The sequence below is a fragment of the Roseateles puraquae genome, from assembly GCF_002205845.1.
GTDB classification, from domain to species: Bacteria; Pseudomonadota; Gammaproteobacteria; order Burkholderiales; family Burkholderiaceae_C; genus Pelomonas; species Pelomonas puraquae.
On the sequence record NZ_NISI01000006.1, the window covers coordinates 98,830 to 122,872 of the forward strand.

Annotated in this window: 20 protein-coding genes; 8 read left to right on the forward strand and 12 right to left on the reverse strand. The window is 69.6% G+C overall.

Translation table 11 applies throughout. The features are described from left to right. Positions 1 to 3: 3 nt before the first annotated feature. The 9 genes from CDO81_RS15535 to CDO81_RS15575 all read right to left on the reverse strand — a co-directional run bounded on the left by CDO81_RS15535 (position 4) and on the right by CDO81_RS15575 (position 13,007). The gene (locus tag CDO81_RS15535; protein ID WP_088484144.1) at positions 4 to 672 is read right to left on the reverse strand and encodes a YecA/YgfB family protein; all 669 of its coding nucleotides are present in this window, start codon (positions 670 to 672) and stop codon (positions 4 to 6) included. A 144-nt stretch (positions 673 to 816) separates the two neighbouring features. Beyond that, entirely contained in the window at positions 817 to 2,310 is a 1,494-nt protein-coding gene (gene gshA, locus CDO81_RS15540; protein WP_088484145.1) for a glutamate--cysteine ligase, read from the reverse strand. Between the two features lie 80 nt (positions 2,311 to 2,390). After that, a complete protein-coding gene (locus CDO81_RS15545; protein ID WP_088484146.1) occupies positions 2,391 to 4,064 on the reverse strand; it encodes a SulP family inorganic anion transporter in 1,674 nt (557 codons plus the stop codon). Positions 4,065 to 4,068: 4 nt separating this feature from the next. Continuing rightward, positions 4,069 to 5,067, reverse strand: a complete 999-nt coding sequence (locus CDO81_RS15550) for a Bug family tripartite tricarboxylate transporter substrate binding protein (RefSeq protein ID WP_241517025.1) — start codon at positions 5,065 to 5,067, stop codon at positions 4,069 to 4,071. A 50-nt stretch (positions 5,068 to 5,117) separates the two neighbouring features. Further along, positions 5,118 to 7,148 (reverse strand): GGDEF domain-containing protein, encoded by a 2,031-nt coding sequence (locus CDO81_RS15555; protein WP_088484148.1) that lies wholly within the window; start codon positions 7,146 to 7,148, stop codon positions 5,118 to 5,120. Further along, entirely contained in the window at positions 7,145 to 9,244 is a 2,100-nt protein-coding gene (locus tag CDO81_RS15560) for a tetratricopeptide repeat-containing diguanylate cyclase (protein WP_144397269.1), read from the reverse strand. Before CDO81_RS15560 ends, CDO81_RS15555 begins: the two co-directional genes overlap by 4 nt. A 112-nt stretch (positions 9,245 to 9,356) precedes the next feature. Next, positions 9,357 to 11,042: an ABC transporter ATP-binding protein gene (locus CDO81_RS15565; RefSeq protein ID WP_241517026.1), complete on the reverse strand. Its 1,686-nt coding sequence runs from the start codon at positions 11,040 to 11,042 to the stop codon at positions 9,357 to 9,359. A 4-nt stretch (positions 11,043 to 11,046) separates the two neighbouring features. Further along, the gene (locus CDO81_RS15570) at positions 11,047 to 12,072 is read right to left on the reverse strand and encodes an ABC transporter permease (protein ID WP_088484151.1); all 1,026 of its coding nucleotides are present in this window, start codon (positions 12,070 to 12,072) and stop codon (positions 11,047 to 11,049) included. After that, positions 12,069 to 13,007 carry an ABC transporter permease gene (locus CDO81_RS15575; protein WP_088484152.1) on the reverse strand — a complete coding sequence of 313 codons (939 nt, stop codon included), beginning with the start codon at positions 13,005 to 13,007 and terminating at the stop codon, positions 12,069 to 12,071. Before CDO81_RS15575 ends, CDO81_RS15570 begins: the two co-directional genes overlap by 4 nt. A gap of 154 nt (positions 13,008 to 13,161) precedes the next feature. Here CDO81_RS15575 and CDO81_RS15580 point away from each other — a divergent pair, with 154 nt between their 5' ends. The 8 genes from CDO81_RS15580 to CDO81_RS15615 all read left to right on the forward strand — a co-directional run bounded on the left by CDO81_RS15580 (position 13,162) and on the right by CDO81_RS15615 (position 22,023). Further along, the gene (locus tag CDO81_RS15580; protein WP_088484153.1) at positions 13,162 to 14,973 is read left to right on the forward strand and encodes an ABC transporter substrate-binding protein; all 1,812 of its coding nucleotides are present in this window, start codon (positions 13,162 to 13,164) and stop codon (positions 14,971 to 14,973) included. Further along, positions 14,970 to 16,775 carry an ABC transporter substrate-binding protein gene (locus tag CDO81_RS15585; RefSeq protein WP_088484154.1) on the forward strand — a complete coding sequence of 602 codons (1,806 nt, stop codon included), beginning with the start codon at positions 14,970 to 14,972 and terminating at the stop codon, positions 16,773 to 16,775. The genes CDO81_RS15580 and CDO81_RS15585 overlap by 4 nt, the downstream gene beginning before the upstream one ends. A gap of 104 nt (positions 16,776 to 16,879) precedes the next feature. Further along, positions 16,880 to 17,218, forward strand: coding sequence for a PspC domain-containing protein (locus CDO81_RS15590; protein ID WP_088484155.1), 339 nt, complete (start codon positions 16,880 to 16,882; stop codon positions 17,216 to 17,218). A 152-nt stretch (positions 17,219 to 17,370) separates the two neighbouring features. Beyond that, positions 17,371 to 19,005, forward strand: a complete 1,635-nt coding sequence (locus CDO81_RS15595) for a wax ester/triacylglycerol synthase family O-acyltransferase (protein ID WP_088484156.1) — start codon at positions 17,371 to 17,373, stop codon at positions 19,003 to 19,005. Next, the gene (locus CDO81_RS15600; RefSeq protein WP_088484157.1) at positions 19,002 to 19,493 is read left to right on the forward strand and encodes a hypothetical protein; all 492 of its coding nucleotides are present in this window, start codon (positions 19,002 to 19,004) and stop codon (positions 19,491 to 19,493) included. The genes CDO81_RS15595 and CDO81_RS15600 overlap by 4 nt, the downstream gene beginning before the upstream one ends. A 99-nt stretch (positions 19,494 to 19,592) precedes the next feature. Continuing rightward, positions 19,593 to 20,414, forward strand: coding sequence for an esterase/lipase family protein (locus tag CDO81_RS15605; RefSeq protein ID WP_088484158.1), 822 nt, complete (start codon positions 19,593 to 19,595; stop codon positions 20,412 to 20,414). A 75-nt stretch (positions 20,415 to 20,489) separates the two neighbouring features. After that, positions 20,490 to 21,086, forward strand: a complete 597-nt coding sequence (locus CDO81_RS15610) for an ATP-dependent Clp protease proteolytic subunit (RefSeq protein WP_088484159.1) — start codon at positions 20,490 to 20,492, stop codon at positions 21,084 to 21,086. 31 nt (positions 21,087 to 21,117) lie between these two features. Beyond that, positions 21,118 to 22,023: an alpha/beta fold hydrolase gene (locus CDO81_RS15615; RefSeq protein ID WP_088484160.1), complete on the forward strand. Its 906-nt coding sequence runs from the start codon at positions 21,118 to 21,120 to the stop codon at positions 22,021 to 22,023. Between the two features lie 16 nt (positions 22,024 to 22,039). On the opposite strand, the gene CDO81_RS15620 is transcribed toward CDO81_RS15615, so the two are convergent. The 3 genes from CDO81_RS15620 to CDO81_RS28850 all read right to left on the reverse strand — a co-directional run bounded on the left by CDO81_RS15620 (position 22,040) and on the right by CDO81_RS28850 (position 24,018). Continuing rightward, complete coding sequence (locus tag CDO81_RS15620; protein ID WP_144397270.1) at positions 22,040 to 22,381, reverse strand: hypothetical protein; 342 nt, start codon at positions 22,379 to 22,381, stop codon at positions 22,040 to 22,042. 61 nt (positions 22,382 to 22,442) lie between these two features. Continuing rightward, positions 22,443 to 22,862 carry a copper chaperone PCu(A)C gene (locus CDO81_RS15625; RefSeq protein ID WP_088484162.1) on the reverse strand — a complete coding sequence of 140 codons (420 nt, stop codon included), beginning with the start codon at positions 22,860 to 22,862 and terminating at the stop codon, positions 22,443 to 22,445. Between the two features lie 118 nt (positions 22,863 to 22,980). Next, positions 22,981 to 24,018, reverse strand: coding sequence for a type II toxin-antitoxin system HipA family toxin (locus CDO81_RS28850; RefSeq protein WP_338139978.1), 1,038 nt, complete (start codon positions 24,016 to 24,018; stop codon positions 22,981 to 22,983). Positions 24,019 to 24,043 lie beyond the last annotated feature (25 nt).

The window sequence follows — 24,043 nt, forward strand, 5'->3', positions numbered from 1 at the left end:
GGGTCAGCGGCGCGGCGGCGGGGTGCGGCGCCGCTGCGCCGGATGCGGTGCCGGGCGTGTACCGGCGCGGGCGGCGGGCTTCAGGGGCCGTGACACATCGGCCAGCATCAGCACTGCGCTGACCAGGCCCTCCACCGCCTCTTCCAGGTCGGCCGGCGGCTCCAGGGACTCGATCTCCTCGAGCAGCGCATCGGCGTCTTCGAGGTCGTCGGGGTCCAGGTGCAGGTAGATGGCGGCCAGCGGCTCCAACATGGGCTCTTCGGGCAGCTTCATCAGCGCCGGATGCGCGTCCAGCGCATGCGCGAAGCCAGCCACCCAGGGCAGCACGGTTTCGCTCGGGTCATCGGTCTCGTCGAGCTCGAAGATCCATGGGTCGAACCACTGCCGGCCGGCGATGGCCACGTTCAACTCCTTGTGGCGGCGGCGCAGCAGGGCCAGCAGATCGTCGTTCACGCGGGCCGGCGTGGGGCGGCCTTCGGTATCCAGCACCGGCGGCAGCCAGGCGGCCAGCGGCACCGGCTCGGGCTGCAGCAGCACGCCGCAGAGGTAGCCGTCCACCATGCTCACGTCCAGCGGCTCCAGCGGCGCCGGCAGGGCGTCCAGCAGGGCCTGCAGGCGGTCGAGATCGGCTTCGGTCAGGGCTTCGGGCGGGCGGTGCGAGGCTTGGGGCATGGACGGATTATCAATAGACCGCCGTAAATATTGCCCACCACCGTCGGAGCCCGCCGCCTACAGTGGCTCATCCCAACGACGCCCTCGACCCCGAGGGCTTCCAGACCCGGCAGCTTGCTGACCGGGTCTTTTTTTGCCTGCGCTTCAGACCGCCATGCGCTCAGGTGACACGTAATGGCGTCGGAAGGTCTCGAAGTCCAGCGTGTCAGCCGCCTCGATGCGGGCCTGCTCGGCCAGTGACTGCGCCGCCATCTGCTCGAAGCGCTGCTGCAAGGCTGCCGGGTAGGGCAACGCCAGCAGGGCGTCACGGGTCAGGTCGCTCTGGTGCCGGATGAAGCCGACATAGCTGTTGTCAAAGCCCTCGCGCATGGCAGCCAGCATGCGCGCCGAGGGGCAGAGCTCGGGATGGGCCAGGCGCTGGGCCACGCGATCAAGCGCCTCGCGGTAGGCCCGCCCGCCGTGGGCAGCGTCCAAGGCATCGGCCTGCACCGCGCAGCCGGCGATGATCTCGCGCGCCCAGTCGGCGAGGCTGCGCTGGCCGCCTCGCCAGTGCTCCAGCATCAGGCCCGGCTCGCGGCCGCGCGCCGCCACCGCGTGCTGGTTGCGCGCATTCGAGGCGATCTCGGCGGGCGTGTCGTTGGGGCTGTCGCTGGCCAGGCAGTGCAGCAGGAAGGCGTCCAGCACGCGGATGGTGTCGGCGCCGATGCCCACCGGCTCGAAGGGGTCGAGATCCATCAGGCGCACCTCGATGTACTCCACACCGCGCTCGCGCAGCGCATGCAGCGGCCGCTCGCCCGAGCGGATCACGCGCTTGGCGCGGATGGTGCTGTAGAACTCGTTCTCGATCTGCAGCAGGCTGGTGGAGAGCTGGTTGTAGTCGCCGCCGGGCGTCTGCACGCCGATCGCCTCGTAAGCCGGATAGGGCGTGGTCAGCGCGTCCTGCAGCGAGGCGGCGTAGCTCTCCAGGCAGTTGTAGCTCACCGCGATGCTGGCCTGCGCGTCGCTCTGGTAGCCCAGCCGCCCCATGCGCAGCGAGGTGGCGTGCGGCAGGTAGAGCGTGCTGCCCGACAGGCGCTCCAGGCCGTGCTCGCGGCCGGCGACGAAGCTCTGGCACAGCGCCGGGCTGGCGCCGAAGAGGTAGAGCAGCAGCCAGCCCTCGCGGCGGAAGTTGCGGATCACGCCGAGATAGCCGTCCGTGCCCACGCCGGGGATGGACCAGTTGTAGTGGATGCCCGAGATGGTCTGCATGCGCCGGCCATAGCGCTGGCCCAGGCCCATGCGATAGACGCTCTTGGCGCGGCCGACGTTGCTGCTGCCGTAGCGGCCGATGGGAATGGTCTCGTCCGTCGGCAGGCCGCAGGGCATGGAGCCCACCCACAGCCGCTCGTCGGCCAGCGCGCGGTAGACGGCCTGGTGGATCTCGGTCAGCTCGGTCAGCACGTCATCCACACCGGCCTGCACGCCGGTGATGAGCTCCAGCTGGCTTTCGCTGTAGTCGGTCGTGATGTGCGGATGGGTCAGCGCAGCGCCCAGGGCGATGGGATGCGGGGTCAGCGCCAGGCCGCCGCCGGGCAGGGCCCGCAGGCTTTCCTTCTCGATGCCGCGGCGGATGCCGAGCAGGGTCTCTTTGTTGTTCATGGCGTCCGGGGACCGGAAATTGGGCCGAAACGGTAGCAGAAGCGCGCTACAACCGCCCGGGCACGCCCATTAAACGTGGATTACAGCTGGCCGGGCATGTCCCTGTCGGCCTGGCTGGGCCGCAGTTCATGGGTGCCTGCCTGGATGCCTTCGTGGTGGCTCAGATAGAGCGACACGTCGTAACGCTCCAGCCAGCCGACGGCCCGCAGCTTGTCGAGCACCGGCCCCTTGACCTCCGAGAACTCCAGCCGCAAGCCCTCAGCCGCGAGCGCCGCATGCAGTTCCTGCAGCGCCACCAGTCCCGAGACGTCGATGTGGTTGACCGGCGCCATGAGCATCAACACCCGCTGGGGCTGGCCCACGAAGGCGCGGTGGTCGCGCACATGGCCCATGACCGCATCACCCAGGCCCCGCGCATTCGTGAACACGAGGCTTTCGTCCACCCGCAGGCCCACCACCTCGGGCTGGCACTCCACCGCGTAGCGCTCGATGTTGCGATAGTGCTGGGTGCCCGGTACGCGGCCGATGCGCGCCACGTGCGGGCGCGCAGTGCGCTGGATCAGCAGCGCCACCGAGCCCACGACGCCGATGGCCAGCGCCGCCGCGATGCTCCACAGCAGCACCGCCGCGGTGACCGCGGCCATCAGCAGCCCTTCGGCCGGCGCGTAGCGCCAGGCATCGCGGTAGGGCTGCAGCGAAAAGCCGCCCAGCACCGCCACCACGATGGTGGCCGCCAGGACCGGCTTGGGCAGATGCGCCAAGGGCCCGGCCAGCATCAGCATGGCCAGGGCCATGAAGACCGCGACGAACACCAGGCTCCAGCGGGTGCGCGAGCCGGCCTCGTGCAGCAGGATGCTGCGCGAGAAGCTGCCCGCCACCGGCATGCCGCCGCTGACGGCCGCCACCAGGTTGGCCGCTGCAAGCCCGCGCATCTCGGCAGCCGGCAAGAGCTTCTCGCCGCGGCGCTGGGCCAGGGACTCCGACACCGCCAGGCTCGACACGAAACCCATCAACGCCACCAACGCCGCCGACGGCAGCAGCTGCAGCCACAGGCCGGGCTCCAGCGACGGCAGCCCGAGCGGCAAGGCCAGCGACGGCAGCGCCCCCACCTGGGCCACGCCTTGCGCCGCCGGCGTGAAGGCCGACAGCCCCATGGCCACCACGAGCAGCAGCAGCGGCGCCAGCCGGGCCAGCAGCGGCCGCCCGGCGCGCCGCGAGGCCAGCAACAGGCCGATCGCCACCGCGCCCCAGACCGCGCTCTGCCAACGCCAGCCGCCATGCACGGAGGAGGCGATCAGGTCCGGCAAGGTGAAGCCTGCCGCCGCGCTGCCCAGCAGCACCGGCAGCTGCCCGGCCGCGATCATCAGCGTCGCGCCGTTCTCGAAACCGCGCAGGGCCGGCACCGACAGCAGCGACGCGAGCGCATCCAGCCTGAGCAGCGCCGCCACCGCCAGCACCCCGCCCACTTCCGCCGCCAGCACCAGCGCGCCCGCCTCGGGGCTGATGCCTGCCGGCAGGCCACCCAGCGCCTGGGCAATCATCAGCGCCAGCACCGCCACCGGCCCCAGGCCCAGCACCGGGCTGGAGCCGAGCGCCGCGTAGGCCAGCAAGGGCAGCAGGCTGGCATAGAGGCCCACCTGCGGCGGCAGGCCGGCGAGCATGGCGTAGGCCAGGCTCTGCGGGATGAGCAGCACGGCCACCACCGCACCGGCCATCAGGTCGGCACGCCAGGTGGTGGGGAGGCGCACCCTCATGACCTCAACGATCGCCCCTGATGCCGGAGACCTCCAGCACGCGGGCCCACTTGGCCGTCTCGGCGGTCATCAGTGCCGCCAGGCCGGCCGCGCCCGTGCCATGCACCACGAGGCCGCGCTGGGTCAGGCGGTCCCGCAGCATCGGGTTGGCCAGCGCGGCCACGCAATCGCGCTGCAGCCGCGCGACCTGGTCGGCCGGCTGGCTGCTCGGCGCGAACAGGCCCGCCCAGGCGCTGGCTTCGTAGCCTTTCAGCGCCGGGCCGCCGGCCTCGGCCACCGTGGGCAGGTCAGGCAGGCTCGGACTGCGGCTGGCGGTCGTCACCCCCAGGGCCAGCAGCTTGCCGGCGCGGATCTGCGGCAGCGCGGTGGGCAGGGCGTCGAACATCAGGTCCATGTTGCCGGCCACCACGTCCTGCTGCGCCGAGCCGGTGCTGCGGTAGGGAAAGTGCAGCATGTAGGTCTGCGTCAGGCGCTTGAACAGCTCGCCAGCGAGATGGGTGGGCGTGCCATTGCCGCCCGAGGCGATGTGCAGCCGCCCGGGTTGGGCCGTCGCTGCATGGATGAGATCGGTCAGGCGGCGCACACCGAGGCTCTGGGCCACGGCGGGATTCATGACCAGCACCAGCGGCACGGTGGCGACCAGGCAGACGGGCGCGAAGTCACGCACCGGGTCGTAGGGCAGGCGGCGCGACAACAGGGGGTTGATCACGTGGGTGCTGACGCCGGCCATCAGGAAGCTGTGGCCGTCGCTGGCGCCTGCCACTTCGGCGCTGCCGATATTGCCGCCGGCCCCGGGCTTGGCTTCAACCACCACCGGCTGGCCCAGGCTGCGCTGCAATTCAGGCGCCAGCAAACGCGCGGCAACCTCGCTTGCCCCGCCAGCCGGAAAGGGCACCACGATGCGCAGCGGCCGGGTAGGCCAGGCGGAGGGCACACCGGTCGGCTGGGACCACGCGGAAGGAGCGGAGGAACCGGCCGCCGCGGCGGCGAGGGTGATCAGCAACTCCCGGCGCCGCAGCGGACCATGCGGCCATCCGGGGGGCCGTGCGGGAATCATGTCGGACCGGGCAGTTGGCGGAGTTGGACCTGCCCGTTGAGGCAGGCCCCATCAAAGTCTTGAAGGAGAGACGCGAGCATATCCGCGTTGGGCGCCTCCACCGCCGTGATGCCGACGCCGCGGTTGCGGCCCTCGGCCTTGGCCTTGTAGAGCACCATGTCGGCCCAGTTGACCGCCTGCTCCCAGTGCAGGCGCAATTCGGCACCGGCCGCCCCACCCAGCGGGAAGCTGGCGAAGCCGATGGAGGCGGTCACGCGCAACGGGCCGGCCGGCGTGTCGATGGTTTCGCCACCGATGCCGCGCAACACGCGGTCCGCCATCAAGGCGAGGTCTTCGCCCGGCAAGGCCGGCGAGAACACCAGGAACTCTTCGCCACCCCAGCGCACGACGAGGTCGGACTCCCGCACGGCCGCACGGATGCGGCGGGCAACCTCGACGATCACCGCATCACCCGCAGCGTGGCCATGCCAGTCGTTGATGTTCTTGAAGTGATCGATGTCGATCATCATCAGCGCGCCCTCGAAGCCCTCGTCGGGCTGCTCGCGGGTGCGCTGGTCCATGACCGCCAGGAAGTGGCGGCGGTTGGACAGGTCGGTCAGTGGGTCGCGCTCACTTTGCGCGCGCAGCAGGCGCTGGTTGGCCGTCAGGCGCGCCTGCGCGCGCCGCATGCGCACCAGCGTGACCACCACCAGGCCCAGCGACAGCAGCAGCAGCGCCCCCACCGCGAAGCCCACCTTCTGGGCCAGTTGCTGGTTGGCCAGCTGTTGGTCCTTGAGCTGGCCGTCGCGGGCCAGCAGGTCCAGATCGCGCTGCTTGGCGGCGCTGTCGTACTTGCGGCCCAGCTCCTCCAGCGCGGCGGCGCGGTTGCGCTCGTTGGCCCGGTCGGTGAGCTCACGCTCGGCATGCAGCGCGGTGAGCGCCTCCTTGAACTGCCCGGCCTCGGCCCAGGTGTCGGCCAATTCACGCAGCTCGCGCGCGCGCAGCACGAAGTCGCTCGGGTCCACGCCGAACTCGCTGACACGCATCAGCTCCAGCCGCGCCTGCTCGAACTGGCGCAGCTTGATGTGGGCCACCGCGAGGTTGTGGTGCAGGCTGCGCTCGTAGAAGCGGTCGCCGAAGCGCTGCAGCACCGGCAGCGCCCGCTGCCCGGCGGCCAGGGCCTCCTTGAGCATGCCCTGGTGCATGTAGGAGTCAACCAGGTTGGAGCGCAGCACCGCGGCCAGATGCGGCGCGTCGGCCTGCTCGGCCAGCAGCAGACCGGCCTCGAAGGCACTGCGGGCTGCCGCCATGTCCCGGGCGCGGCGTTCGATGGCGCCTTCGTAATTGCGCACCCGCGCGCCGGCCACCAGGTCACCGGCCGCCTCCGTCTCGGCCGCACGCAGTTCGGCGCGGGCGGCATCGATCTTGTCCTGGGACTGCAATGCCACCGCGAGCATGCCCAGGCTGATGGCGGCGAGATGCTTGTCTTCCCCGCCGCGTGCCAGCGCCAGGCTGCGCCGCGATGAGCTCTCGGCCAACGCGAACGCGCCCTGCGCATACTGCTCGCGCTGCTGGAGTCGCAAGGCCTCCCAGGCACCTCGGAAGTCGCAACCCATCTCGCGCACAGCGCGTCGCTCATCGCCCGGCGGGCAGCGCTTGTCGAACTCCGTGAGCGCGCGCTGGGCCAGCGGCGCGGCAGGCTTGCCGGCACGCTCCAGCGCCAGCGCACGCAGCAGCCAACTGGCGCCTGCGCCATCGGGCAGCGACATCAGCTGTTCCGCGATCGCCTCGGCCGCGTCGGCCTGACCCGCCTGCAGCAGGATGCGGCCGCGTGCCAGCAGCCAGGCCGCCTCGCGCGGCTGCCCGTGGTGGGCCTGGGCTGGCCAGCGCTGCTGCAGCTCGGCCAGCATGGCCTCGGGCGCGTCGTAGGCACGGCGGGTGATCTGCGCCAGCAGCGCATCCTCGGCCAGCGTGTCAGGCGCAGCCGCTGCCAGCCAGCAGGTGGTCAGCAGGGCCCATCCGACGATCCAGCCAGGCCAGCGCCTCATGCACCGAACTCCTTGGGCATCAACTCGCCCGCGCCGCTGCTGCGAAAACTCTGCGGGCCGGTCAGCGCCAGCAGGCCCACCTGCCCCTCGGCCCACGCGGCTTCGAGCCGGGCGGTCAGCTGCGCAGCCGCCAGCGCATCCGCGGCCTCGATGCGTTCCACGCCATAGGCCTTGTTGCGGCCATGCGCCTTGGCGAGATACATGACGGTGTCCACCAGGTCGATGGCCCGCTCCCAGGACAGCCGCAGGCCGTGCGGCGGCACCGGCAGGCTGACGAAACCGATGGAGGCTGTGACGGGAATGCTGCGGCCGTCCTGCACCACAGGCCGGCCGCCGATGAGGTCGAGCAGGCGCTGCGCCAGCTGCGGCCCGAACTGCGGCTCATGGCTGCGGGCCACGATCAGAAACTCCTCACCCCCCCAGCGCACGATGAGGTCGTCCTCCCGCACCGCCTCGCGCAGGCGGCTGGCAATGTCGATCAGCACGGTGTCACCCGCGGCATGGCCGTAGCTGTCGTTGATGCGCTTGAAGTGGTCGATGTCGATCAGGAAGACGCTGGCGGCCAGCCCCTCGCCGCTGGACAGGCTCTTGATGGCCGCCTGGAAATGCCGCCGGTTGGCCAAGCCCGTCAGCGGGTCGGTCTCGCTCTGGCGCTTCAGCGAGGCGTTGCTGTGGGCCAGGGCCTCGTTGGTGCGGCGCACGCGGCGGAACACCTGCCACAGCAGGCCCAGCGACACCAGCACGCAGCCGCCCAGCGCCGCCCACAGCATCAGCGCCAGATTGCGCTGATGGACCTGCTCGGCCTTGAGGGCGTTGTCGCGATTGAGCAGCTCGATGTCCCGCGCCCGCTGCTCGGCATCCTGGCGCTCCTGGGCTTCCAGCAGCAGCTTGCGGGTCTCGTCGCGCAGCACGCGCTCGCTGACGCGCCGGTGCTCGCGGTAGGCCGCCACGGCACCGGCCAGGTCGCCAGCACGTTCAAGATAGCCCGCCAGCTCTTCCCACCCAGCCGATGCATACGACAGCGCCCCCTGCTGCTCATCCAGGGTGTTGCCGGCGCGCACGTCGTCACGGCCTTCGGCCACGCGGCCCAGGGCGATCTTGGCCAGGCCGATGTTGGCCCGCGCCACGCTTTCCGCGCTGCTGTTGCGGCTGCTGCGGGCCAGCGGCAGGGCCTGCTCGGCGAGCTCCAGCGCCCGTGCCCAGTGACCCTGGCGCAGATGATGGTCGGCGAGGTTGGCCAGCCCCAGGGCGCGCACGGAGTCGGAGTCCGCGCGCTGGGCCTGCTCCAGCGCATCGGTGTAGGCCTGCAGTGCGATGCCGGGGTCACTGTCGCCGGAATAGACGATGCCCCGCATGGTGTAGACCCGGTTCAGTGTGACGGGGTCGGGGTCTTTCTGGGCCTCGGTGAGGGCCTGGCCGATGAGCTGGCGGGCACGCGCGGGCGTGTCGGCCCGGTTGGAGGTGAAGGCCAGCTCCATGAGACTGAGCGCCACGCGCCAGGGCTGCCCCATCTGCTCCCCCAGGCGCTGTGCGGCGTGGCCGTTGTTCAGCGCACTGTCGAGTTCACCCGAGTCGCTGCAGATGGCGGCCATCTGGTCGTGGTAGCGCCAGCGGAACACCGGCCCCGCGGCGGCGAGCTGGGTGGCATCCACGGCCAGCAGGGTCTTGCGGGCTTCGCGCAGGTCGCCATGGGCGCGCAGGTATTCGGCCGTGGCCGTGGCTGCGGCCACCAGGGCACTCGGCCGGCCGGCACCGGCCGGCCAGTCGCGCAGTTGCTGCACGAGCTGATCATTGAGGCTGCGGTCACGCGACAGGCCGGCCAGGTGGGCCCGCAGCGCCAGCACCTCCAATTCAGCGGTACTGCCGGGCGCAATGCCACCAGCCAGGGCCCGCAGCTCGCGCTCCAGCGGCGCCGGCCGCGCGCGCGCGGCCCGTTCGATGCGGTCCAGCTCCCGGCCCAGCTGTGCGTGCTGCGTGGCCGACGCGGCCTCGGCGGGCGCCCGGGCTTCCTCACGCGCGGGCGAGCAGGCACACAACAGCAGCAGCGCGGCCAAGGCCGCGCACAGCGTCGATCGTGAAGCCTGAGGAAGTTGCATCAAGGATGGGGCCTGGCGTTCCTGATGCCCGGCAGGCCCATTTCAGCGCGGTTCGGCACGCCCGCCACGCCAGATGCCCCCGGGGAGCGTTGAAAACGCACGTTACCGACCCTCAGGCCGGTTGTGCAGCCCCAGGGTTGTAACCGCGCGGCACCGCCCCGAGCAGGCGCTGCGTGTAGGCCTCACGCGGCGACCGGATCAAGACCTCGGTGGGTGCCTGCTCGACCACGTCGCCGTTCTGCATCACGAGCACCTCGTCGGAAATGAACTTCACCACGGCCAGATCGTGGCTGATGAAGATGTAGCTCAGGCCGAACTCGTCCTGCAGGTCGCGCAGCAGGTTCAGCACCTGCGCCTGCACCGACACGTCCAGCGCCGACACCGCCTCGTCCAGCACCAGCACTTCCGGCTGCAGGGTCAGGCAGCGGGCGATGGCGATGCGCTGGCGCTGGCCACCTGAGAACTCATGCGGGTACTTGGCCATGGCGGCTTCGTCCAGGCCCACGCGCTGGAGCAACGCCACCGCTCGCGCATCACGCTCGGCGGCATCCTTGCCGATGCCGTGGATCTCCATCGGCTCGCGCAGCGTCTGGCCGATGGTGAAGCGCGGGTTCAGCGAGGCATAGGGGTTCTGGAACACGACCTGGATGCGGCGGCGCATCTGCTGCCAGTCGGCGCCGCTGAGCTTGAGCAGGTCGCGCCCCTCGAACAGGACCTGGCCGCCGGTGGGCTCGTGCAGGCGCAGCAGCGTCAGGCCCATGGTGGTCTTGCCGGATCCCGACTCGCCGACCACGCCCAGCGTGTAGCCTTTGCGCAGCTTGAAGTTGACGCCCTTCACGGCCTTGAACTCGCGCTTGCCGAAGAGGCCGTCCTTGAGCCAGAAGCTCTTCTGCAGGCCCGTGACCTCCAGCAGCACCGGGGCCTCGGGGTCCTTGGCCCGCGTCTGCGCGGCGGCGCTGCGGCCGGCGATGTGGTCGTCGATGACCATCAGCCGCGCCGGGTTCTCGGTCAGCGACGGCCGGCAGGCGAGCAGCGCCTTGGTGTAGGCGTCCTGCGGGTCGCTGAAGATGCGCTCGACCGGCGCGTTCTCGCGCACCTGGCCATGGCGCATGACCACGACGTGATCGGAGATCTCACCCACCACGCCCAGGTCGTGCGAGATGAACAGCAGGCTCATCTTGTGGGTCTGCTTGAGCTTGGCCATCAGCTCCATGACCTGGCGCTGGATGGTCACGTCCAGAGCCGTCGTGGGCTCGTCGGCGATCAGCAGCTTCGGGCTGCAGGCCAGGGCCACCGCGATCATCACGCGCTGCTGCTGGCCGCCCGACATCTCGTGCGGAAAGGCCGACAGACGCCGCTTGGGCTCGGGGATGCCCACCTCGTGCAGCAGCTCCTCCGCGCGCACCAGGGCCTGGCGGCGCGTCATGCCCATGTGCTTCATCAGCGGCTCGCAGATTTGCGTGGCCACGTTGAAGACCGGGTTGAGCGAGCTCATCGGGTCCTGGAAGACGCAGGCGATGTCCTTGCCACGAATGGCCTGCAGCTCGCGCAGGCCCGTCTGCAGCAGGTCGCGCCCCTGGAACAGGATGCGGCCCTCGCGCTCGGCGTTGGTCGGCAGCAGGTTGAGCACCGACATGGCGGTCACGCTCTTGCCCGAGCCCGATTCGCCCACCAGCGCGACGGTGCTGTTTTCGGGCACGTCGAAGCTCACACCCTTGACGGCCAGCTGGCGTTGCATGACGCCGTCGACACGGCCCATGCGGAAGGCGACCTTGAGGTCTTGAATGCTCAGCAGCATGGTTTCACTCCAGCCCGCGAAGTTTCGGATCGAGGGCATCGCGCAGCGCGTCGGTGAAGAGCGCGAAGGCGGTGACGAACACGGCCATGAAGGCCGTCACGGCGGCGAGCTGCCACCAGTAGCCGAGGATCATCTCGTTCTGCGCCTCGGCCAGCATCGTGCCCCAGGAGACCTGGTCGACGCTCACGCCCAGCCCGAGGTAGCTCAGGATGACTTCGCTCTTGATGAAGCTCACCACGTGCAGCGACAACTGCACCAGCGCCACGTGCGACACGTTGGGCAGGATGTGCTTGAACATGCGCGACCACTGGCTCGCACCGATCGCCTCGGCCGAGCGCACGTACTCGCGCACCCGGTGCTTCATGAACTCGGCGCGCACCAACCGGTAGATGCCCGTCCAGCCGGTGAAGGCCAGGATGCACACCACCGCGCCAATGCCCCGCGGGAAGATGGCCGCGAAGGCGAAGATCAGCAGGATGGTCGGGATGGCGGTGAAGACGTTGTAGACCCACTCCAGGAAGTCGCCCACCTTGCCGCCGAAGAAGCCCGACAGCGCGCCCAGCACCGTGCCGATCAACGTGGCCACCAGCGCTGCCGCCAGGCCCACGACGATGGACACCTCGGCCCCCTTGATGACCTTGGCCAGCACGTCACGGCCCAGGCGGTCGCCGCCCAGCGGCAGGGTCTCGGCCCGGGCGATCTCCTCGGTCTTGAAGGCCTTGGCACGCTCGGCCCATTCGGCATAGCGCGGCGCGAGCGGGTCGATGTCGGTCAGGTCGACGTTGGGCCCCTTGGGCGAGACGATGGCGCCGGTGTCCTCGGCCGGCTGCGGCCCGAGCACCGTGGGTGGCGCGTTGGGCACGCCCACTTCCCTCTGCCAACCGGCGGCGATGAGGTCCGTCGCGGCCAGCAGCACCAGCACGAGGAAGAAGCCGACGATGGCCATGCAGACCATGCCGACGCGGTCGGTCTTCAGGCGCCGCCAGGAGGCGGCCCAGACGCCGCCGGAGGAGGAAGCAGCCGTTGTCATTTCAGAACCACCCGCGGGTCGACAAGCTTGTAGAGGAGGTCCACGAGCAGGTTGAAGGTCATGGTGAGCGCGGCCAGGTAGATGGCGAAGGCCTGCAGCACGGGGTAGTCACCGCGGTTGACCGCCAGCAGCAGCTCGCGGCCCAGGCCCGGGATGGAGAAGAACACCTCGATCAGGAAGCTGCCCACCAGCACGCCGGGCAGCAGCACCGACACGTTGGTCAGGATGGGGATCATCGCGTTGCGCAGCACATGCTTGAGCAGCACGGTGCGCTCCGTCAGGCCTTTGGCGCGGGCGGTGCGCACGTAGTCGTGCCCGATCTCGTCCAGGAAGAAGCTGCGGTACAGCCGGATCTGCGGTGCCAGCGACACCGCCACCGCCACCAGGATGGGCAGCGGCGCATAGGTGGTGAGGTTGGTCCAGTGGTTGCCCGTCCAGCCCTGCACCGGGAACCAGCCCAGGCGGAAGGCGAACAGGTACTGCGCCAGGATCACGTAGACCAGCAGCGAGATGGACACCGCCACCGTCGTGCAGATCATCACCGCGCGGTCGGTCAGGCTGCCGCGCACGGTGGCCACGGCCAGCGCAAACGGGATGGCCAGCACCACCTCGAGGATGAGGATGGGCACCGTCACGGTCAGCGTGGCCGGCAGGCGCGTGGCGAACAGGTTGGCCACCGACTCATTGGTGGCCCAGCTCTTGCCCCAATCGAAGGTGACGATCTGCTTGATGAAGATGTAGAGCTGCTCCCAGACCGGCTTGTTCAGGCCGAGCTGTTCGCGGATCGATTCGATCTGCTCGGGGCTGGCGTTCAACCCCCCAAGGATCACGGAAGGATCACTTCCAAAATACTTGAACAAAAAGAACACGAGCAGCACGACGCCGAGCAGGGTCGGGATCATCTGCCACACGCGCCGGATCAAATAGGCCGCCATCGAGGACTCCAGTGGGGCACCAAACAACCAGGTGCACCGCGGGTGACACGGGCAGCCTGGACAAAAAGCGGGGCGGAGTCTATGCGAGCGCAGGGCCTGCGGGCATGCCGGTTTCACTAGACTCCGCCACTTCGTTCGAACCCCCTTGCCCGAAATGAAGCTGCCCGTCCTGATCTGCGCCCTGCTGCTGAGCTGCGCCCTGCCCGGTGTCCAGGCCCAGGCCCCCGCACCGCAGAAAGTGCTGCGCTACGCCTTCAAGGTGGCCGAGACCGGCTTCGATCCGGCGCAGATCACCGACGCCTACTCCAAGGCCATCGCGGCCGGCATCTTCGACGCGCCGCTGGAATACGACTTCGGCGCCCGCCCGTTCAAGCTGCGGCCGGCCACGCTGAGCGAGATGCCCGAGATCAGCGCGGACTTCAAGACCATCACCATGCGGGTCAAGCCCGGCATCTACTTCGCCGACGACCCGGCCTTCAAGGGCCAGAAGCGCGAACTGACCGCGGCCGACTACGTCTACAGCGTCAAGCGCCACTACGACCCGAAGTTCAAGAGCGGCAACCTCTACATCCTGGAGAACGCCAAGATCCTCGGCCTGTCGGAGTTGCGCCGCGACCTGATGAAGGCCAAGAAGCCCTTCGACTACGACCGCGAGGTGGAAGGCCTGAAGACGCTGGACCGCTACACCTTCCAGATCAAGCTCGGCGTGCCGGACCCGCGCTTCGTCTACCAGTTCAGCGACGCCGGCTTCCTGGGCGCGGTGGCGCGCGAGGTGGTGGACTTCTACGGCGACAAGATCATGGAGCACCCGGTGGGCACCAACGCCTACCGCCTGGCGGAGTGGCGCCGCAGCTCGCGCATCGTGCTCGAGAAGAACCCCAACTTCCGCGAGGTGCGCTACGCCGAGACCGCGCCGCCGGATGCCAGCGAGCAGCTCAAGGCCGAGGTCGCCGCACTGCAGGGCCGCAAGCTGCCGCTGGCTGATCGCGTCGTCATCGACATCATCGAAGAGGCGCAGCCGCGCTGGCTGTCCTTCCTGCGCGGCGAGGCCGACGTGATCGAAGAGGTGCCCATCGACTTCGCCGGCGTGGCCATGCCCGGCAACCACCTGGCGCCCAACCTCGCCAAGCAGGGCATCACGATGACGCGCTACCCGCGCGCCGACATCTCGGTCAGCTACTTCAACATGGAAGACCCGGTGGTGGGCGGCTACACGCCGGAGAAGATCGCGCTGCGCCGTGCCATCAACCTGGCGGTGGACCTGGACAAGGAAATCCGCCTGGTGCGCCGCGGCCAGGCGCTCAAGAGCCAGGGGCCCATCCCGACCACCGTGTTCGGCTACGACCCGGCCTTCAAGTCGGAGATGACCGAGTACAGCGTGCCCAAGGCCCGTGCCCTGCTCGACATGTACGGCTACAAGGACCGCGACGGCGACGGCTGGCGCGAGCAGCCCAACGGCGAGCCGCTGTCCATCGAGTACTCGACGCTGGCCGACGGCGAGCGCCGCCAGCTGGCCGAGCAATGGCAGAAGAACATGGCGGCCATCGGCATCCGCATGACCTTCAAGATCGGGAAGTTCCCCGAGCAGCTCAAGGCGGCCAACGCCGGCAAACTGCAGATGTGGGGCGTCGGCTGGGTGGGCACCACGCCCGACGGCGACACTTTCCTGGCCTTGGGCTCGGGCAAGGCCAAGGGCTTTGCCAACAAGCCGCGCTTCGAGCTGGCCGCATTCGATGCGCTCTACGAGAAACAAAAGGCCCTGCCCGATGGCCCTGAGCGCCAGGCCCTGATGACCGAAGGTCAGCGCCTGCTGGTGGCCTACGCACCGTACAAATTTCACGTTCACCGCATCTGGACCGACATGGCACAGCCATGGGTGAAGGGCTACAGCCGCAACATCTTTGTGCGAGATTTCTGGAAGTACATCGACGTGGACCCCGCGGCCCAACCCAAATCCAGCTCATGAAGACCCTGCTTGCCACCCTGGCCACCGCGCTGGCGCTGGCACTCCCCGCAAGCGCCGCCGAACCCGCGGCGCCCGCCAAGACGCTGCGTTATGCGTTCCTGATCGCCGAGACGGGCTTCGACCCGGTGAAGCTGTCGGACATCTACTCGCGCACGATCACGGCGCACATCTTCGAGTCGCTCTACACCTACGACCCGCTGGCCCGGCCGAGCCGCATCGTGCCGCTGATCGCCGCGGGCGAGCCCGAAGTCAGCCCGGACTTCAAGACCTTCCGCTTCAAGATCCGGCCCGGCATCTACTTTGCCGACGACCCAGCGTTCAAAGGCAAGCGGCGCGAGGTCACCGCGCAGGATTTCGTCTACAGCATCAAGCGCTACGCCGACCCGGCCAACAACGCCCAGGGCTGGGTGGCCTACGAAGACGCCGGCATCGTGGGGCTGGCCGAGCTGCGCAGCCAGGTGATCAAGAGCAAGAAGCCCTTCCCCTACGACACGGAGGTGGCGGGCCTGAAGGCGCTGGACCGCTACACCCTGCAGGTCAAGACGGAAGAGCCCCGCCCGCGGCTGGTGGAATCGATCTTTGCTGGCAACGACCTGTACGGCGCCATGGCGCGCGAGGTGGTGGAGTTCTATGGCGACAGGATCGCCGAGCATCCGGTGGGCACCGGCCCCTTCATGCTCACCGCGTGGCGACGCAGCTCGCAGATGGTGCTGGAGCGCAACCCCGCCTACCGGGAGCGCTTGTATGAGGCCCAGCCGGCGCCCGACGATGCCGAAGGCCAGGCCATCCTGGCCAAGTTCAAGGGCCGACGCCTGCCGATGGTCGACCGCGTGGTGGTGGATGTCATCGTCGAGCGCCAGCCGCGCTGGCTGGCCTTCCTGAACAACGAGCATGACTTCATCGAGCGCGTGCCCGAGGAGTTCATCACCCAGGCTGCCCCCGGCGGCAAGCTGGCCCCCAACCTCGCCAAGCGTGGCATGCAGGCGCTGTTCACGCTGGCGCCGGATGTGTCGCTGACCTGCTTCAACATGGAAGACCCGGTCGTCGGCGGCATGACGCCCGACAAGATCGCGCTGCGTCGCGCCCTCTCGCTGGCCTACGACGTGCGCCGCGAGATCGTGCTGGCGCGCCGCGGCCAGGCGGTGCCGGCGCAGAGCCCCATCAAGCCCCACACCACCGGCTTCGACCCGAACTACAAGAGCGAGATGGGCGACTACGACCCCGCCCGCGCCAAGGCCCTGCTCGACATGTACGGCTATGTCGACAAGGACGGCGACGGCTGGCGCGACATGCCCGATGGCAGCCCGCTCGTACTCACGCGCAACACGCAATCCGATTCGCTCAGCCGCAGCATCGATGAGCTCTGGGACAAGGCACTGCGCGCGATTGGCATCAAGCTGCAACTCAAGATCCAGCAGTGGCCCGAGAACCTGAAGGCCGCGCAGGCCGGCAACTACCAGATGTGGCCGGTGGGCTCGACGGCCTCTCAGCCGGATGGCCTGGGCATCGTGCAGCGCTACTACGGCCCGGCCAGCGGCACGCAGAACCTGCCGCGCTTCAAGTTCGCGCCGCTGGACGAGCTGTACGACCGCATGCAGGCCATGCCCGACGGGCCGGAGCGCGAGGCGCTGTTCAAGGAGGTCAAGCGCATCGCGGCGGTCTACCTGCCCTACAAGGTGCACGTGCACCGCATCATCACGGACATCGAGCAGCCCTGGATGACGGGCTACCGCCGCCCGCTGTTCTGGCTGGACTTCTGGCAGTACGTCGACATCGACCCCAGCAAGCAGCCCGTCCGCTGATTTGCGCGGGTGCATCCTGCGCATTTGTCGGTCTGTCGCACGAGGCTGGCCCGCAGTGGCCCAAGCGTTAGGCTTCGCTTCATCAACACCGAGAGGAGCCCGACATGAACGACGCCGACGAACTCGCCAAACTGGCTGACCTGCATGCCCGCGGCGTGCTGAACGACGAGGAATTCGCCAAGGCCAAGGCCCGCGTGCTGAGCGGCCAGGGCAGCCCGGCCGGTGCCTACGCCGGCAGCAGCACCAGCCCGAACGTGGGCGCCGTCAACGGCTTGCGCCGCTCGCGCATGGACCGCTGGCTGGGTGGCGTCTGCGGCGGCGTGGCCCGCGCGACCGGCCTGGACTCCTGGGTCTGGCGCCTGATCTTCACGGTGCTTTTCCTGGCGTTCGGCAGCGGCATCCTGCTCTACATCCTGCTCTGGATCTTCGTACCGGAAGAGTGAGCCCACCCCCTACGGCCTGACGGCCGCCCCCTCAAGGGGGCACTGCCAGTGGCCCGGCGAAGCCGGTTCCACGGCAGTTGCTGGAGGGGTCGGCCCTGAAGGGCCTCCGAAAGTCTCCCGGGTATGCTGGGCTTACAACACGGAGACAGCGGATGAAGCAGCTTGCCGGGCTGGATGCCAGCTTCCTGTACCTTGAAACCCCGCAGATGCCGATGCATGTCGGTGCACTGCATGTGCTGGAGCTGCCGGCCGGGTACGACGGCGATTTCGTCGAGGACCTGCGGGAGCACATGCGGGCGCGGCTGCCGCTGCTGCCGGCGCTGCGGCGCAAACTGCTGGCGATGCCGCTGGGCCTGTCCAACCCGGGATGGGTCGATGCCGACCCCGATCTCGACGAGCACATCGTCGAGATCCCGCTGCCCGAAGGCAGCGGCATGGCGGAGCTGGAAGCGCAAGTGGGCGAGTTGCATCCGGTGCTGCTGGATCGCAGTCGCCCGCTGTGGAAGTTCCACGTCTTCACGGGCCTCGCGCCCAGCGACGAGCCCGGGCACGAGGGCCAGCCCCGCGTGGCGCTTTACACGCAGCTGCATCATGCCGCGGTTGACGGGCAGGCCGCCGTCGCCCTGGCCCAGGTCATCCTCGATCTGAGCCCCGAACCGCGCCCGGTGGAGGCGCTGGCCGCCCGCGGCAAGAAGCGGGGCCAGATCGGCACCGTGGGGCTGCTGCGCGCGGCCGTCTCGCAGCAGTGGCAGCAGACGGTCAAGCTCGCCCGCTCGCTGCCGGGCGCGGCTGGCATCCTCGGGCAGATGGCCGCGGGCTATGTGGGCGGCGCGGCGGCAGGCGCTTCGGTGGGCAAGCTGCGCCAGCTGCTGGCCGACGTGGCCGCGCAGACCACGGCCGTGGTGCGGGGTCGCGCGGCGGTGTCCAGCCTCGGGCCGGCGCCGCGCACGCGCTTCAACGTGAGCCTCTCGGCCACGCGGTCATTCGCCGGCGTCACCTTGCCACTGGCCGAGCTGAACCGCACCCGGCGGCTGCACGGCGCGAGCCTGAACGACGCCGTGCTCTTCGTCATCGGCGGTGCCTTGCGGCGCTACCTGACCAAGCATGGCCCGCTGCCGCGCAAGTCCCTCATTGCGGCGGTGCCGGTGTCCACCCGGGCCGCGGGCGACACCACGTCCAACAACCAGGCCACCATGACCCTGATGAGCCTGGGCACCCACCTCTCCAGCCCTGCCGAGCGCCTGGCCCACGTGATGGCCGCCAGCCACGCGATGAAGGCCCAGATGGCGCAACTCAAAAGCCTGATGCCGACCGACTTCCCGAGCCTCGGCATCCCATGGCTGATGCAGGCGGGCGCGCTGCTCTACGGCCGCGCCAAGGTCGCCGAGAAGCTGCCGGTCATCGCCAACGTCGTCATCTCCAACGTGCCTGGGCCGCAGGTGCCGCTGTACCTGGCCGGCGCACGCATGCTGACCAACTACCCGGCCTCGATCGCCGTGCACGGTCTGGCGCTGAACGTGACCGTGCAGACCTACGACCAGTCACTGGACATCGGCCTGATGGCCTGCGGCGAGGCCCTGCCCGGCACCGCCGAGCTGGCGGCCTACATCGAGACAGCCTTCATGGAGTTCCAGGCCCTGCCGGTGGCCGAGCCCGTGCCGACGGCGCGCAAGTCGGCGGCTCGCAAGACACAGGCACGCAAGACGACCGCTCTCAAGACGACCTCTCGCAAGGCCCCCGCCGCCAAGCCCGCTCGCACACCGCGCCGAGCGGCCAAGGCCGCATGAGCGCGGCTTGCCGCTGCCAGGGCTGTGGCGATCTGCTGCCCCAGCCCGATGCCATCTGCCCACGCTGCGATGCGGCGCTGTCGACACCGCCGACCGACACGGGTCGCTTCGTCTGCCCGCACTGCCAGGGGCGCTTCAGCCAACTGGCGGAGGTGCCTTGGCCGCCGCAGGTGCCCTGGTGGCGGCCGACGACGCTGCAGCTGCAATGCCCTCACTGCCACACGCCGCTGCGCGACCGCTTCGCGTCGCCGCCGTCGCGGTGGCTGGTGGCCTTCGCCATCGCCGCCGCCGTAGCGTCACAGCTCTACACGACGGGATGGACGCGACTGCTGCTGGGCCTGGCCATCCTCGGCGCCGTGTATGCGCCGCTGGCCTGGGCCGTGTGGTGCCACCGGGCCCACCGCAACGACCCGCACCGCTTCGTGCCCGGCACGACACGCCTCTGGGCCCAGGGCAACGACCGGCTGCGCCGACCGAGCGCTTTCTAGCAGGTCGCGCAGGCGACACGCCCGCCCCGGGCAAGCACGCCCCGGGCGCAGGCGCGGTCTGACTAACAATGACGGCGCTGTCCTGACTCCTGATTCCGCATGCCCAGCCCCCGCTCTCCGCGCTTCTCGCGCTGGCAAACCACCACCGCCGCGCATGTGCCCGACTGGTCCGACCTGCGCGCGCCCAATGCCTGGCTGCTGCTGCTGGAAGGCCGCGCGCCCTGGGAATACGCCGCCCTGCTGGCCGCCACGCCCTGGCTGAAGAAGCTGCCCCACGGCGACGGTCACCCGGTGCTGGTCTTCCCCGGCCTGGGCGCCAACGACCTGACCACCGCGCCGCTGCGCGCCCTGCTCGACTCGCTGGGCTATATGACCCAGCCCTGGGGCCAGGGCTTCAACTTCGGGCCGCGGGCCGGCGTGCTGGAGCAGATCAAGCACGACCTGCAGGCCCTGCACCGGCGCCACCATCGCAAGGTCAGCCTGCTGGGGTGGAGCCTGGGCGGCATCTATGCCCGCGAGCTGGCCAAGGAATGCCCCGACCTCGTGCGCTGCGTCATCACCCTGGGCACGCCTTTCACGGGCCACCCGCGCGCCACCAACGCCTGGCGCTTCTTCGAGCTGGTCAGCGGCCACACGTCCAACGACCCGGCCCTGATGGAGGCCATCCGCCAGCCGCCGCCCGTGCCCACCACCTCCATCTACTCCAAGACCGACGGCGTGGTCGCCTGGCGCTGCAGCGTCAACGAGCCCGGCCCGCTGGTGGAGAACATCGAGGTGCATGCCAGCCACATCGGCCTGGGCTTCAACCCGATGGCGCTCTACGCGCTGGCCGATCGCCTCGCCCAGCCCGAAGGCGCCTGGCAGCCCTTCGAGCCCAAGGGCGCGCGGCGCTGGTTCTACAAGACGCCAGGCGCTGCCTGAGCACGCGCAGCAGCCCGCCCGGCGCGCCGCTTTCGATCTCGCGGTAAGGTATCGCCTTCAACCCGGACCTGAGCCATGCACCACACCACCCTCGCCGCCGACGACAAGGCCGCCAAGAAAGAAGCCCCCGAGAAGATGGAAGAGCAGCTGCTCTTCAAGAGCCGCTACGTGATGATCTTTGGCGAGATCGACGACAAGATGGCACACGCCACCTGCCGCCGCCTGCTGGCGCTCGCCCAGGAGTCCGACGCGCCGATCACGCTGCTCATCTCCAGCCCCGGCGGCCATGTGGAAAGCGGCGACGCCATCCACGACATGATCCGCTTCGTGCGCGCCCCGGTCACCGTCATCGGCACCGGCTGGGTCGCCAGCGCCGGCACGCACATCTACCTGTCCGTGCCCAAGGAACGGCGCCTGGCCCTGCCCAACACCCGTTTCATGATCCACCAGCCAGCCGGCGGGGCCGGTGGCCAGGCCAGCGACATCGCCATCCAGGCCAAGGAAATCATCCGCACCCGCGAGCGCATCGCGGCCGTCATCGCCCGCGAGACTGGCCAGCCGCTGTCGCGCGTGGCGGTCGACATCGAGCGCGATTTCTGGATGAGCACCGACGAAGCCATCGCCTACGGCCTGGTGTCGCGCGTCATCGAGAAGCAGAGCGAACTCGGCTGATGCTCGCCGCGCGTTCCCGGGGCGCGGGCTGATGCAGCTCTCCTGCAACGGCGTGCGCCTCGAGGTGGAGGTGCACGGCCCCGACAGCGGCGAACCGCTGCTGATGATCATGGGCCTGGGCATGCAGCTCGTGGCCTGGCCCGACGGCCTGGTCGAGCAGCTGGTGGCGCGCGGCTTTCGCGTCATCCGCTACGACAACCGCGACGTCGGACTCTCCCAGCCCTTCGACGCCCTCGGCGTGCCCAACCTGCCGCTGGCCGCGTTGCTGCACACCTTCGGGCTGCCGGTGAAGGCGCCCTACCAGATCGCCGACCTGGCGCGCGATGCCGTCGGCGTGCTGGATGCGCTGGGCATCGCCCGGGCGCATGTCTGCGGCGCCTCCATGGGCGGCATGATCGCCCAGCACCTGGGCTTTGCCCATGGTGACCGGCTGAAGAGCCTCACGCTGATGATGACCACCAGCGGCCACCGCAGCCTGCCCAAGGAGAGCCTGAAGGTGCGGCGGGTGCTGCTGTCGCGCCCCAAGCCGGGCGCCACGACGGCGCAGAAGTTCGAGAACGTGCTGGACCATTTCGCGCACGTCTACGGCGTCATCGGCAGCCCGGGCTACCCGGCCGCACCCGAGGCACTGCGGGCGCGCATTGCAGCCGTGGTGAAGCGCTCGCACCGGCCCCAGGCAGTCACGCGCCAGCTTGTGGCCATTGCCGCCGACCGCCACCGGGCCGCGCGCCTGCCGCGCATCACCGCGCCCACCCTGGTGCTGCATGGCGAGGCCGACCCGCTGATCCCGGTGGCCGCCGCGCACGACCTGGCGCGGCGCATCCCGGGGGCGCAACTGCAGACGCTGCCGGGCTGGGGCCATGACCTGCCCGAGGCGCTGTGGCCGACGCTGGCCGAGGCGGTGGCCGCCAACGCGGCCCGGTCCGAAAGGTCCTGAACTCGGCGCTGAACCCTCAGCGCTGCGCGTCCGCCAGCGACGCGATGGTCTGGTAGGCCTGCAGCGCCTGCTCCAGGTCGGGGCTGCCTTCCAGCATTGCCCGCTTCAGCGCCAACTGCGCGTTCTCGGTCTGCTGTTCCTGGTCGGACACCGTGCCGTCCTGGTTGACGTCGGCCGAGGCCTGCACGATGCCGGTGGCGACCTTGGCGCTGTCCTGTGACGCCGCCGCACGGGCGCCCGCCGCCGAGACGTTCACCACCACCGAGGCCGGCTCTTCCTGCGGCCGGCGCGCCGGCACGGGCGACTCCATCGTGCCCGCCATAGCGGGGTTCGGGGTGGAGGAGACCGGGGTGACCATGGCGGATTCGGCGCGTTCGTACCGGGTTATCGGCCGCCGCCCGCAGAACTGAAGGCCAATCTCAGCGCCCGCGCGCCTCGGCCTTGATTTCGACCGTGGTGCGCTGCTTGTCCTCGCCCTCCACGGTGAGCGTCAGCGGCACGGTGTCACCGGCCTTGATGGGCGCCTTCAGGCCCATCAGCATCACGTGATAGCTGCCCGGCTTCAAGGCCACCGGCTGGCCGGCCGGCAGCGCCAAGGCGTCGACCGCGCGCATCTTCATGACGCCATCGTCCATCTTCATCTCGTGAATCTCGACCATCTCCGCCACCGGCGAACTCGCCGCCACCACCTTGGCGGCCTTGGTCGAGGTCAGCTGCATGAAGGCCCCCGTGGCCTTCTGCGGCGCCACGGTGGCGCGCACCCAGGGGTCGTCAACCTTGACCTGGGCGTGGGCAGCAAAGACGGTGAAGAGGGCGGAGGCGAGGAGGAAGCGGCGCATGGGGTGGAGATCGAAGTGCTGTGAGCCTTGAACTCTACCCACGGTGAGATCCAGCATGGCCGGCGGGCTTTTCGGTGACGCGTGCCAGCCCCGTCGCCGCCGATGCGCGCCAGGCGCGCTAAGGCCTTCGAGCCGTGCTGTCGACGAATTCGGCGCGCTGAGGCTTGAGGCGCGGGCCGTCGATGTATTGCGCGAGCTGGTCGATGTCACGAGGGCTCACGCCCTCGGCCCTGAAGAACTCTTTCCAGCCATCCACGACCACCGCCACCCGCTTGACCGCCTCGACGGCCGCATCTTTGGTGAGCCCAAAGGCCTGCACCTCCGACAAAGCGTTGTCGATCGAAGCATCGGCCTGATCCTTGCCGACCCTGAGCTGCTGCTGGCCCAGCCCCTGGACAGACGGCACCACGTCATAGGCCGGCGACAGGTCGTAGAACCCATCGGCTGCGCGCACGAAGGCATGGTTCTTTTCGTGGTCGTCCGTGTTGTCCATCAGGATGTTGAAGACCATGCGCTGGAACAGCTCCTTCTGCTGCGCACGGATGTCGGACGCGCGACCCAAACGCCGCAAGCTCTGAGCGAGCTCCGGGTAGCCCATGGGCAGGCCATTGGCCCGCAGCACGGTGTTGGCCGAGATCACGTGGGAACGCTTGTCGCCGGAGCGATCAAACCGCCTCACGGCGACGGCGTGACCGCGGCTCAGCGGCAACGCGCGGGTCTGCGCCACGGCCAGCCCGCAGTGGCTTGCCAAGCGCAGCGTGGCGTGCTCGACGAGCTCGGTGTTGAAGTCTTCGCCTTCGGAGAACTTCACGACCCATGGCGCACCGTCCATCTCGATCAGGGATTTGGGCCGGGCCCCGCCGAAGGATGGGCCGGGCCTGACCAGTCGCACAAGCCGTTCGTCCAGCTTCTCATCAGCGAGGATGGCGGCGATGGCGCGCCGCATCTCTTCGAGGTTGGCCAGGCTCGCCATGGCCCCCCCGGTGCTGGGCACATAGCGGCCCACCTCCGCGGAGACGCCCAACCCGCCGAAGCGGTCGTCGCCCGCAAAGTAGAGGTACTCCAGCACCGAGAGACGAGCCGGCTTGTAGAGGTTGCGAATGACCCGCTCACCCCAGCGATCGGGGCGCGCGTCATCAACGGCACCGGCGGCCATGTCGCGCTCCTTGGGCAGGTAGATC

Bases quoted from the DNA above. Each gene is read 5' to 3' on its own strand.
- CDO81_RS15570 (WP_088484151.1), bottom strand. From the start codon at position 12,072: ATGACAACGGCTGCTTCCTCCTCCGGCGGCGTCTGGGCCGCCTCCTGG.
- CDO81_RS15605 (WP_088484158.1), top strand. From the start codon at position 19,593: ATGCCCAGCCCCCGCTCTCCGCGCTTCTCGCGCTGGCAAACCACCACC.
- CDO81_RS15610 (WP_088484159.1), top strand. From the start codon at position 20,490: ATGCACCACACCACCCTCGCCGCCGACGACAAGGCCGCCAAGAAAGAA.
- CDO81_RS15545 (WP_088484146.1), bottom strand. From the start codon at position 4,064: ATGAGGGTGCGCCTCCCCACCACCTGGCGTGCCGACCTGATGGCCGGT.
- CDO81_RS15625 (WP_088484162.1), bottom strand. From the start codon at position 22,862: ATGCGCCGCTTCCTCCTCGCCTCCGCCCTCTTCACCGTCTTTGCTGCC.
- CDO81_RS15565 (WP_241517026.1), bottom strand. From the start codon at position 11,042: ATGCTGCTGAGCATTCAAGACCTCAAGGTCGCCTTCCGCATGGGCCGT.
- CDO81_RS15535 (WP_088484144.1), bottom strand. From the start codon at position 672: ATGCCCCAAGCCTCGCACCGCCCGCCCGAAGCCCTGACCGAAGCCGAT.
- CDO81_RS15595 (WP_088484156.1), top strand. From the start codon at position 17,371: ATGAAGCAGCTTGCCGGGCTGGATGCCAGCTTCCTGTACCTTGAAACC.
- CDO81_RS15615 (WP_088484160.1), top strand. From the start codon at position 21,118: ATGCAGCTCTCCTGCAACGGCGTGCGCCTCGAGGTGGAGGTGCACGGC.
- CDO81_RS28850 (WP_338139978.1), bottom strand. From the start codon at position 24,018: ATGGCCGCCGGTGCCGTTGATGACGCGCGCCCCGATCGCTGGGGTGAG.
- CDO81_RS15560 (WP_144397269.1), bottom strand. From the start codon at position 9,244: ATGCAACTTCCTCAGGCTTCACGATCGACGCTGTGCGCGGCCTTGGCC.
- gshA (WP_088484145.1), bottom strand. From the start codon at position 2,310: ATGAACAACAAAGAGACCCTGCTCGGCATCCGCCGCGGCATCGAGAAG.
- CDO81_RS15555 (WP_088484148.1), bottom strand. From the start codon at position 7,148: ATGAGGCGCTGGCCTGGCTGGATCGTCGGATGGGCCCTGCTGACCACC.
- CDO81_RS15580 (WP_088484153.1), top strand. From the start codon at position 13,162: ATGAAGCTGCCCGTCCTGATCTGCGCCCTGCTGCTGAGCTGCGCCCTG.
- CDO81_RS15585 (WP_088484154.1), top strand. From the start codon at position 14,970: ATGAAGACCCTGCTTGCCACCCTGGCCACCGCGCTGGCGCTGGCACTC.
- CDO81_RS15590 (WP_088484155.1), top strand. From the start codon at position 16,880: ATGAACGACGCCGACGAACTCGCCAAACTGGCTGACCTGCATGCCCGC.
- CDO81_RS15620 (WP_144397270.1), bottom strand. From the start codon at position 22,381: ATGGTCACCCCGGTCTCCTCCACCCCGAACCCCGCTATGGCGGGCACG.
- CDO81_RS15575 (WP_088484152.1), bottom strand. From the start codon at position 13,007: ATGGCGGCCTATTTGATCCGGCGCGTGTGGCAGATGATCCCGACCCTG.
- CDO81_RS15600 (WP_088484157.1), top strand. From the start codon at position 19,002: ATGAGCGCGGCTTGCCGCTGCCAGGGCTGTGGCGATCTGCTGCCCCAG.